This is a genomic window from Enterococcus rivorum (assembly GCF_001742285.1).
Lineage (GTDB): Bacteria > Bacillota > Bacilli > Lactobacillales > Enterococcaceae > Enterococcus_L > Enterococcus_L rivorum.
Map to the genome: position 1 here is coordinate 18,946 of NZ_MIEK01000036.1, position 10,863 is coordinate 29,808.

12 protein-coding genes are annotated in these 10,863 nt (G+C 34.7%); 4 read left to right on the forward strand and 8 right to left on the reverse strand.

The window, feature by feature from the left end; genetic code table 11:
* Genes BCR26_RS12335 through mobA form a run of 5 tightly spaced genes read right to left on the reverse strand, consistent with a single transcriptional unit; the run spans position 1 to position 3,770 of the window.
* Positions 1-1,299 carry a complex I 51 kDa subunit family protein gene (locus tag BCR26_RS12335; protein ID WP_069699300.1) on the reverse strand — a complete coding sequence of 433 codons (1,299 nt, stop codon included), beginning with the start codon at positions 1,297-1,299 and terminating at the stop codon, positions 1-3.
* A gap of 11 nt (positions 1,300-1,310) precedes the next feature.
* The gene (locus BCR26_RS12340; protein WP_069699301.1) at positions 1,311-1,799 is read right to left on the reverse strand and encodes an NADH-quinone oxidoreductase subunit NuoE family protein; all 489 of its coding nucleotides are present in this window, start codon (positions 1,797-1,799) and stop codon (positions 1,311-1,313) included.
* 25 nt (positions 1,800-1,824) lie between these two features.
* Positions 1,825-2,376 (reverse strand): hypothetical protein, encoded by a 552-nt coding sequence (locus BCR26_RS12345; protein WP_245341959.1) that lies wholly within the window; start codon positions 2,374-2,376, stop codon positions 1,825-1,827.
* Positions 2,363-3,172 (reverse strand): formate/nitrite transporter family protein, encoded by an 810-nt coding sequence (locus BCR26_RS12350; protein WP_069699303.1) that lies wholly within the window; start codon positions 3,170-3,172, stop codon positions 2,363-2,365. Before BCR26_RS12350 ends, BCR26_RS12345 begins: the two co-directional genes overlap by 14 nt.
* Before the next feature lie 25 nt (positions 3,173-3,197).
* Positions 3,198-3,770, reverse strand: coding sequence for a molybdenum cofactor guanylyltransferase (gene mobA, locus BCR26_RS12355; RefSeq protein WP_275950779.1), 573 nt, complete (start codon positions 3,768-3,770; stop codon positions 3,198-3,200).
* A gap of 559 nt (positions 3,771-4,329) precedes the next feature.
* Between mobA and BCR26_RS12360 the strand changes: the two genes are divergently transcribed.
* On the forward strand, positions 4,330-5,034 hold the full coding sequence (locus tag BCR26_RS12360; RefSeq protein ID WP_069699304.1) for a TIGR00266 family protein: 705 nt from the start codon (positions 4,330-4,332) through the stop codon (positions 5,032-5,034).
* An 88-nt stretch (positions 5,035-5,122) separates the two neighbouring features.
* Here the strand turns inward: BCR26_RS12360 and BCR26_RS12365 are convergent, their stop codons facing one another.
* Positions 5,123-6,115 (reverse strand): DUF975 family protein, encoded by a 993-nt coding sequence (locus BCR26_RS12365; protein ID WP_069699305.1) that lies wholly within the window; start codon positions 6,113-6,115, stop codon positions 5,123-5,125.
* Between the two features lie 203 nt (positions 6,116-6,318).
* Here BCR26_RS12365 and BCR26_RS12370 point away from each other — a divergent pair, with 203 nt between their 5' ends.
* Positions 6,319-6,528, forward strand: coding sequence for a helix-turn-helix transcriptional regulator (locus tag BCR26_RS12370; protein WP_069699306.1), 210 nt, complete (start codon positions 6,319-6,321; stop codon positions 6,526-6,528).
* Entirely contained in the window at positions 6,528-6,911 is a 384-nt protein-coding gene (locus BCR26_RS12375; protein ID WP_069699307.1) for a hypothetical protein, read from the forward strand. Before BCR26_RS12370 ends, BCR26_RS12375 begins: the two co-directional genes overlap by 1 nt.
* Positions 6,912-6,962: 51 nt before the next feature.
* Here the strand turns inward: BCR26_RS12375 and BCR26_RS12380 are convergent, their stop codons facing one another.
* Complete coding sequence (locus BCR26_RS12380; RefSeq protein WP_069699308.1) at positions 6,963-7,385, reverse strand: GNAT family N-acetyltransferase; 423 nt, start codon at positions 7,383-7,385, stop codon at positions 6,963-6,965.
* A gap of 127 nt (positions 7,386-7,512) precedes the next feature.
* Positions 7,513-8,442 carry a helix-turn-helix transcriptional regulator gene (locus BCR26_RS12385; RefSeq protein WP_069699309.1) on the reverse strand — a complete coding sequence of 310 codons (930 nt, stop codon included), beginning with the start codon at positions 8,440-8,442 and terminating at the stop codon, positions 7,513-7,515.
* Positions 8,443-8,521: 79 nt separating this feature from the next.
* Between BCR26_RS12385 and BCR26_RS12390 the strand changes: the two genes are divergently transcribed.
* Complete coding sequence (locus BCR26_RS12390) at positions 8,522-10,741, forward strand: ATP-binding cassette domain-containing protein (RefSeq protein ID WP_069699310.1); 2,220 nt, start codon at positions 8,522-8,524, stop codon at positions 10,739-10,741.
* The last annotated feature ends 122 nt before the right edge of the window (positions 10,742-10,863 follow it).

Consider the following 10,863-nt stretch of genomic DNA (forward strand, 5'->3'; position numbering starts at 1 on the left):
TTACCAAGTCCCCCCTTGCATTTCCATTGCTTCTTGATTAATCCCGGCTCTGAATTCTTCTGGAAAATGGGTTAGTCCACTCATCATTGGATTACAAATGGATTGCCCCAAGCCACAAGCAGAAAGATTCGTCACATGTGTGACCATTTTTTCAAATCGCTCAAGATCCTCTTCACTTGCTCGTCCCTCTTGGAATTTCACTAATTCTTCTAATATTCGGGTCGTTCCTAAACGGCAAGGTGTACATTTCCCACAGGATTCATGGGCAAAAAAGGCTGCTACATTTACTAAATAATCAACAACACTAACTTGATCATCCATCACAACAATTGCTCCTGAACCAATCGATAAACCTTTCTCCCACAAACCTTCATAAGAATAGATACAGTCATCTAGCTTGGAAACCGCACCAATTGGTCCTGATTGACCGCCAAAATGAATAAATTTTAAAGGTCGCCCAGTTGCTGAACCTCCGCCATATTCCTCGGAATAAATAATTTCCTGTAGAGGCGTTCCTAAATTCACTTCATATAGTCCACGATTTTTAACATGTCCAGATAAACAAATTAGTTTAGTTCCACCACCATCTTCCGTTCCTAAGTCTAGAAACGCTTGTCCACCTTCTCTTAAAATCACTGGAATTCCAGCAAAGGATTCGACATTATTTACCAACGTCGGTTTTAGATATAGGCCCACATCTGCCAAATGAGGCGGTTTTACTCTTGGACGACCGGTTTTTCCTTCAATGGAGTTCAATAGTGCTGAGTTTTCACCACAAACATACGCTCCTGCACCTGAAATAATGGTAATTCTATAATCAAAGTCGGGAATTCCTAAAATATTCTCTCCTAAAAAACCTGCCTGCTCTGCATTATCCAGCGCTTCTTGAAAGATTTTTTGGATTCTTCGGTATTCGCCACGCATATAAATGTAGCCTGCTTTTGCTGAAAAAAGATAGCCTGCAATCACCATTCCTTCAATCACACTCAAAGGATCTTGTTCTAATAAAGCTTTGTCTTTAAACGTTCCAGGTTCTCCTTCATCGGCATTACAAACAATATATTTTGTATCTCCTTTAGAGCCATACAAATGGCGCCATTTTTTTCCTGCTGGATAGGCTGCACCACCACGTCCTCTCAAATGGGCAATATCTATTTCATCCAAAATAGCTTCTTTCTCCATTTGAATCGCTTTTCTCAGACCTTCAAATCCGCTATATTCTTGGTATTCTTCTACATCTGTTGCATTTTTCATTTTTAACACACGCTCTAATAAAACAGGTTGATTCCGATTAATCATTCCTTTTCCTCCTATAGATCCTGATAACGTCCATTTTGCAGGTCTTCTAACAATTGACAGATTTTTTCTTCCGTTAAGTTTCCAAAAACAGTGTCTTTAATTTTTATTACTGGACTTTGATCACAGGCTCCTATACAAGGAATGCTGTGGAACATAAACAACCCATCTTCGGTTGGCTGATCTGCCGGAACTCCTAATACTGTCTCTAAAAGTGTAGAAACCATCGTTCCACCTGTATAATGACAAGGAGTGCTATCACAAATCTTTAATACATATTTTGCTTGTGGTTCTGTTTTTAAAATGGAATAGAAACTTAAGATTTCATAAACCCTTGCTTCACTTAAATGTAAACGATCGGCAACCAATCTCGCTGTTTCTTCGTCGATGTATCCTTCTTCTGAAGCAAATTGAATTGAAATCAAAATATTTAAAATACGTTGTGGATCTGAATCACTCTCTAAAATAATTGCTTCTTTTTCTGCTAAACTTAATGAACTCATCCTTTTCATCTCCCACCTTTTACTTTTAAGTAAATGAAACACCATTCTTACTTTTAAAAAAATCAAAAACAACTGTTCCTTTTGCTTCTTTCAAAACGATATCTGCTTGATCAATCACTCTAGCAGCGGTTTCTTTGATTCTCTTTTTATTATCCATCATGACAAATACCCCTGGTTTTACGACTTCACGAATCGAATTCGACTCACAAACAATCAAGGAATCTGCTGGAACCAATTCTAGAAAAGCTAAGAAGCCATCTAGTAAATGTTCTCGAAATACTTTTAGCAAATAGACTTTTTCACACCCAGTTTTCAGCAACTCCATTGTATCCTTTGTTCCTGTGCTATTTTTTTCTTCAATCAGTTCATACCCCTCGTCAATACTAGTACAAATACCGCAACCGACAGCACCTCGCTGACACTTCCCGCGATCTCCAGTAATTGTAATTATTTTTAAGCCAAAAACAGAGGTACTTTTACAATAATAAGCAATTAGTTCTTTCGCCATTGTTGTTTTTCCACTATTTCTACCAGTTGACCCAATCTGAATCATCCGAGGAACTTCAATATCTTTCATAAACACCACTTTGCTCTCTGACTTCTTCTTTTTGAACATTCACAAACATTAACGGAACTGCCAAAAACAAACTACCACCTAGCGCGTTTCCAATAAAAACAAATACCGTGTTTGTCAAATACTGCATCCAATGAATCGAACTTTCCCCTGTAAAGATTGCTGCTGGAATAATAAACGCATTGGCAACAACGTGCTGAAACCCACAGACAACAAAAACCATCACTGGAAACCACAAACCAAACATTTTTCCCAGATATGTTTTGCCCATTGCACCTAAATAAACCGCCATACATACGAAAATATTGCAGCCAATCCCTGAAACAATCGCTACTAATGGGGAATCTGCTACTTTTGCCTGTGCCACTGCAATTGTTTTTTCCATAAATGCTCCTTCTGTCAAACCAACAACATGACCAAAGAAGTAAGCAACTAAGAAGCCACCTATGCAGTTAGTAATTAAAATAACTAGCCAGTTGAAAAGTAAACTTTTCATCGTTATTTTCTTTTGCAACACACCAAGTGCCATAACCATCATATTTCCTGTTGCTAATTCACCACCTATAAAAGTAAGCGCTACCAATCCAATCGGAAATAAACAACCACCCAGCAGTGCTGAGAAACTGCCCCAGCTTTTTGGTAGGGTTCCCGTTACTCTTATAAAAGATAGATACCCTAGTGCAATGAAAAAACCTGCCATGATACCTAAAATACTTAAACGAACAAATGGTAATTGACTTTTCTCCTTAGCTTTATCTCCTAGACTTGCAACGACCTCTTTACTACTATAAAAATCCATCCTAAACCCCTTTCATAAATCAGTGTCATTGATTCCATAGTGCTAATTCCTCTGGCGTGTTTACATTCCGCAATTCATACGAACCATCCAATACAATTTCTTTTACTAAGAATTGATGAAAATTTTTCCTAATTCTCCAATCATTGGTAGAAAGCTGTTTCTGAAAAATAGGTAGACAAGAAGCACTGTAAAATGCAAATAGTGGTTCTAATCGATTTTCTTGTTTACAAATCACAACCTCGTAGTTCTTTGTATACTGAGCCATTTTATAGACTAATTCATCTTTTATAACAGGTATATCACATGCTATTAAAAACAAAGAGTCAGTTTCAAGGTTTTCTAATGCCGTTACCAAACCTCCTAGGGGGCCTTTCTCCAAATAAGCGTCTTCCATTATTTGATTCTCTAAAAATAAAGAGGAGAACTTCTCACGATCATTCGTTATTAACAGGACTTTTTGAAAAAGAGTTTCAAGGTGTTTAACGGTTTTCGGTAAAACATATTCACCCTCTATTTGTAATAGCGCCTTATCGAATCCCATACGTACACTTTTTCCACCACATAATACCGCTGCTGTACAACCTATTATTCGTTTCAATTTATTCACCTCCCTGTTCACTCATACTGTCTGATAAGGATGTCAATAAGAAATGAATAAAAAATTTTAATTTAGCATAAAAAAAATTCTTTAGCCACAACTTTTATTTACATTATAAAACATCCAACTGACAAGTCAATTATTATTTTAGTGTTTTTCACTTTCCAAGGGTTACTCTCATTCAAAATACAACAGAAACCCCTTACAATAAAAAACAATGAATTTTTATTTAAAACTTCCTGACTAGCCAAAAGCAGTGACTTTACAGTAATTAAATAAGCAAATAATTAGTTAGTAAACACGCGGTTAAATAACAATTCTTTTTATTGATTTTTTTCACCACTTTTCTATACTTATATTAAAATTCCTGGTCACTTTTACTTTATCTATTTGGGTTACTCAAAGAAAGTTACTTTTTATAATTTATTAAAAATGATATTTTTTTACAATTTGATTAGAAAAAGAAAAAAAGTTATAAAAATAGAACATTTTACGTTACTATTTAATAGATGATACTTTTCTATCATCGTCAAAAAAAGGAAAAAAGGGGTATAGTAATATGAATTATCAAATGACGGAAAACACAGTTTTTCCACTAGTTGAAGTTTCACTGAATAAAGGTGAAAATATTCAATTAGAAAGTGGTGCTATGGTTTATCACAATGGTGAAATTAACCTAGAGGGCAAAATGAATAGTAATGGTAAATCTGGTTTAGGTGGCGCCATTCGTGCATTAGGACGATCTATGACTAGTGGTGAAAGCTTTTTTATCACTAAAGCAACTGGATTAAGTGATGGTGCAAAAATAGCCCTAGCACCTTCCACACCTGGAGCAATCAAACAATTAGAAGTTGGAGCTGTTCACTGGCGTCTAAATACAGGAGCTTTTCTAGCTTGTGATGCCACGGTATCTTACAATATGAAACGTCAAAAATTAAGTGGTGCCATCTTTGGCGGTACCGGCGGACTTTTTGTGATGGAAACAGCAGGTGAAGGAAGTCTATTGGTTAATAGTTATGGAGATTTAATTGAACTTGATTTAGACGGTGAGCAACCGTTTGTTGTTGATAACCAACACGTAATTGCTTGGTCAGATTCTTTAGATTATAAAATCAAAGTTGCTTCTGGTCTCTTTGGTTTTACAACTGGTGAAGGCGTGGTTAACGAATTCCACGGAAAAGGCAAATTGCTTATTCAAACTAGAAACATCCAAGCTTTTGCAGGAATTTTAAGTCCATTCTTAGCTTCTAGTTCTGCTGGTTAAGAAAAAAGAAGGAGCATCAATAAAAAAGAACGTTACAACGAATGTTTTTTCATTCATTGCAACGTTCTTTTACTTTTGTAAAATTTCTCTAAAAATCCTCAAAACCATCCTCTTGTTCTCCTGTAAACAAGTGATGTTTATCCTGAATAATTTGGTCGAAAAATAGCACCTCTGTTACGCTATAATAAGGAAGTACATAAAAAGAAGCAAGCCCAAAACTGAAGACATTTGCATACGACCAAAAAAAGAAAGATACACGTAAAATCAAGTATTCCATTTTGTAGCCGTGCATTAATTTTTGACTAAGAACAATAGCTTCTTTAGCAGAAAGCTGCTCATCCTTTTTCATTAAATAATTGGTCATTGAATAAGCGGCTCCTTTAATCACTCCAGGGATTAAAAATAGGAACGACCATAATATCGTATATACTGTTATCCAGAAATTAGCATGCGCCACTTTCTTCCCGTTTTTACGTATAAAATCATCAAAAACGGTTTTTAAACTAAAAGGTATTCCCGCGATTGAATCCACTGCTGCCCATCTTAACATTCCATCATAGAGAACGATTAAAAAACCAATTAAGACACTTAGTAGTAGGAAAAAGAACCCACCTCCGTTCCCATAGGTAGAACCACTCACACTGTTATTATATCTATGACTAATTGTATAATTGATTTCTTTCGTTTTATTTAGAGGGTGAATTTCATTAGAAAGAGTCTTTAACTGTTTATCTTTAGAATCATCAAGTTCGTCTCCAAAATCACTATCCTCCATCAAGCTATCGTCCCATCCATCACTCCAACCTTCATCATAGCCTTCACTATAGCCAGCTTCATAGCCTTCATTATAAGCAGCTTGATACTCATTTCCATTTATTTTATTTGATCTATCATAATCCTTATCTTGCCAAGATTGGTATTGGTTACTTTCATATTCTCCTGACGTACTGCCAACTAAAAATAAGGAGACAAGAAAAAAGAATCCTCCAATTATAAATGGAACGAGAACAATTAAACTCCAAGCCCCATATTTGCCATGCATCACTAACTGCGCTTTCTTTTTCATCTCACTTCGAATCATTTTATTTCTCCTCTTATAAAAATAATTTCTTACTCTAAGAATAACGAAGTTTTCCCTAGACTACAATAGGAGAAGAGAAATTTTTTTTGATTCGTAGCGATCAAAAAAACCATCTTTTTTACGTCAAGATATCTTTACATGTGCCACAAAAAATGTTACTCTTTACGTAAAGATAACTTTACTTAATTTGGAGGATCATCCTTATGAATGTGTGGAATCAAATAAAAGTAATTAGAGAATCAAGAAAAATTGCTCAAATACAAATGGCCCAAGATTTAGGTGTTTCTAGACAAACAATGAATGCTATTGAAAAAATGAAATACAATCCCAGTCTCGAATTAACACTAAAAATTGCACGGTACTTTCAAATGAGTGTAGAGGAAATTTTTAAATTAGAGGAGGAATCGTTTTGATGTTTATTATTGACTTGGTATTTACTTTAGCACTGTTTTTTCTAGCTTTTTACTCAATGTTTACTGTTTTTGGTGCTTTAAAAATTGCTTTTAAAACGGTCAAAGGAGAACTAGATGAGCTAGAACGGAAAATTGTCTTTGATAGTCTCGCTTATTCGATGCTAACCATTTTCGCTCTACATGCTGCTCAATTTATTTTAGGAATTATTTTTAATTTTAATCATGGAAATCGACCTTTTATTCCCTTTATCTCAAGCGGAATTCCTTTTGGTACCGTTTTTGGTTTAGAAACACCCAGTCACTTTGAAGCAATCTTTTTCGATGCACTAGTTTTTACAATTATCTATAAGCTTTTGCAGAAAAAATTTGCTTTTAAAAATTAGAAAACAAGGAACAAAAATCGAAAAACTGATTTTTGTTCCTTATTTTTTTATTCACTTCGTCCAAACCATCAAATATTCTACTTCATTGTTCTCATCCATTTTTTGTTCTATAATGATGAAATTCTGATATTTATAAAACGCGACAGCATTTTGATTTTTTTCATAAACGGAAAGATGTAATTCCGAATATTTTTGTTGCGCTACTTTTAACAATTTTTTGCCATAGCCCTTTTTCTGATAGTCCTTCAAAATGAAAATTCCAGCGATATAATTTCCTACCAACCCAATAAATGCGACTGGCTGTTCCTCTTCATAAACGGCGTATATTTCTGCTTCAATCATTAATTGCTTCACTTCAGCCAAATGACTTTTCCAATAATCAGCAGCAATAAAATCGTGAGTTTCAATATTCGATTCTAGCCATATCTCTGAAATACGACCCATTTCGTCTTCTGTAGTTACTTTTTTGATCATTTCCTTCATCCTTTACATTTTTTTATGAAAGAATGTAACTCACACTCATTACTTTTCCTCCTAACTACGATGTTATTCTCTCTTTAGTTCAATTGCTAATTCATAGATTTATTTTAACTCAGAAGATTTAATCAGAATACTGTGCTAATAACTCGTTTGCTTTTTCCTTCAATTTAGCTACCATTACTTGAGGTTCTCTCACTTTTGCTTCTTTCCCTAAAAGGAGAAAAAAATCTGTTGTAAAAGGAATATCAGCTTCATCAATAATCATGGAAAGAACACCTAATCCTTCCTTTGTTTCTTGAACGTAGGAATGGACATATCTATTTTCTCTGCACTGCTGTACTCCTTTTTTGGTAAGTTCGACAAATAAATCCACTTTTTTTCTAGGACTATATATTTCTGGTTCTAGTACCCGAACAGTTTCAACCTGCTCTTCCATCATCGTTAATTGCTTGATACGATCCACTCGATAATGTCTTGCTTCCTGAATCCTTTTATCAAAAGCAACAAAATACCAATAACCATTACTTGCATAAATACCAATCGGCTCGACTATTTTTTCGCTTTGTTGTTGTTTCGATTGATAATCAATTTTAATAACCACTCCCTCCAAGGTGGCTTTAATTAAATCATTTAAGTAAAGAGAAGAAACTGCTTGCTTTGGCGTAGAAAGCTGAAAATGATCCGAAAATTTTTCTAATTTTTGTCTCAACTCTATTGGAACAACACTTAGTAATTTTTCTTTTGCTGCTGTTCCATTTAATTTAAAGGGAAAATCTTTATACTCCGTTAAAGATTCAATCGCAAAATAGAGTGAAAAAAGCTCATCCTTTGTAAACATGATTGAAGGTAAAACTTGATTTGGAAGAACTCTAAAGCCCCCATTTCTACCTTTTTTAGATTCAACATAAACACCAAGTTCAGCTAAATCTGTAATATATCGGTAAATGCTACGAACAGAAACCTTAAATTCATCTGCTAGTTCTTGAGCGGTAAATTCTTTCTTACTTTGAATATACCAAATCATAGAATATAAAATTTGTTCTTTTCTCATATTTTTTTACCCTTTCGCTTATAAACTGACAGAAAATGACATATTTAACTTCTATTATAAGGATAAAGGAGGAGTTATGATGAGTCAAATTATTGTTCGTGGTGCGCGAACTCGAAATTTAAAAAATGTCAATGTCGCTATTAACAAACATCAAATCAATGCTTTTGTTGGGGTTTCTGGTTCTGGAAAGTCCTCTCTAGTATTCAGTACAATTGCAGCAGAAGCCCAAAGACAAATGAATCAAACTTATCCCAGTTATGTTAGAAATCGAATGCCTCATTTAGAAACACCTATCGTTGATTCTATTGAACATTTATCACCAGCCATAATTGTTAATCAAAAAGCGTTAGGTGATAATCGTCGCTCAACAGTTGGAACAGTAACAGATATTAATCCAACTTTGCGCTTACTTTTTTCTCGGTTTGGAAAACCTTTCATTGGCTATTCAGATAGGTTCTCGTTTAATAATCCTAATGGCATGTGTCAAACGTGTCAAGGTTTGGGTATTATAACTGAATTTAAACTAAATGAACTTTTGGATTATGACAAAACTTTGAATGAAGGCGCCATTCGTTTTGAAACCTTCCAACCAGGTAGCTATCGCTGGAAACGTTATGTGGATTCTGGGCTTTTCGATAATGATAAGAAACTCGCTGATTTTACAGAAGAAGAAATTGATTTGCTCTTATATTCTGCGGAAATAAAACCGCCTAATCCTTTGCCTGGTTGGTATAAATCGGCTCTTTTTGAAGGTCTTATACCAAGAATAACTCATACGTTTATTCAAAATACATCTAAAAGCTTTAAACGTTATCTCCCAGATATACAACGGGTAACAAAACAGCAGACTTGTTTTACTTGTCACGGATACCGCTTAAATGAAGAGGCCCTATCTTGTAAAATAAATGGGAAACACATTGGTGAATGTTTGGCCATGCAGTTAGATGAGCTTCAGTCATTCCTAATGTCTTTAAAAGGAAAAGAACCTCAACTGATTATTGAAAATGCTCTTCAACAAATAAATTATTTATGTCGAGTTGGCTTAGACTATTTAAATTTAGCTAGAGAAACTGGTACTCTTTCTGGTGGAGAATCACAAAGAATCAAATTAGTTCGCTCAATCGGAAGTAGCTTATCTGATATGATGTATATTTTTGATGAACCTAGCGTTGGTTTACATCCTCAAGATATTCAAGCAATTGGTCAGTTGATCGAAGCTATAAAAAATAAAGGCAATACGATTTTACTAATTGATCATGATCCAAAAATAATTCAACTAGCTGATACGGTATTTGAACTAGGACCAGGCGCAGGAATTCATGGGGGCGAAATAACTAGTATTAGTAATTACACAGAATGGGAAAAAATTAAGAAAGAAGAACCACCTCTGATTAGACAAAAAAAAGAAACACCGATAGATTATTTTTCAATTAAAAATATCACTAAGAACAACGTGCACAATCTTTCTGTCAGCATTCCAAAAGAACGAATAATTGCCATTACAGGAGTTGCCGGCTCTGGAAAAAGCTCTTTTGCCAAAGGAATATTAGAAAATTATCCTGAAGATACTCTTTATGTGACGCAAAAAAATATTCGTGGTAGTAGTCGTTCTACCCTCATTTCTTACATTGGTTTGTTCGATGATATTCGCAAATTGTATAGTCAAAAAAATCAAGTGGCGGCAAGTTATTTTAGTTTTAACGGAAAAGGAGCATGCCCCGTTTGTAAAGGAAAAGGTTATATTGAAACCGAGTTGGCTTTCCTTGATCCTATTCGAACGACCTGCGAGGCTTGCCTTGGAGAAAAATATCAGCAGAAAGTTTTGCAATATACTTATCGCGGGAAAAATATTGTGGAGCTACTTTCCTTATCTGTTGAAGATAGTCTCATTTTTTTCTCTGATCAGCCAAAAATCTCTCAAAAAATAAACTGGTTGTATAAAATAGGTCTGGGCTACTTAACATTGGGTCAAACTCTTAATACATTATCTGGCGGTGAATTACAGCGACTTAAACTAGCTCTTAACCTTGATAGTCAAAAGAAAATAATTATCTTAGACGAACCTACAACAGGACTAAGTAAAAAAGATATTCAAGCATTGCTAACAATTTTCGATGAGTTACTAGAGAAAAAAAATACGCTTTTAGTTATCGAGCATAATACAGAATTTATTCAACTAGCTGATTGGATGATTGAATTTGGTCCCAGTTCCGGTAGCAACGGCGGTCAGTTAATTTATGAAGGCACTCCTTTAGCTGCAAAAGTTGATTCTGCCTCGGTAACAGGAAAATATTTATAGCTGAAAAGAAAGGATATGAACTACTGAGAGTGGGACAATAAACTACTATTTATAGAAAACAGAGACGATTTTGACTATTATTATCAAAATCGTCTCTGTTTTTTCTTTTGAAAGAGCTTTTC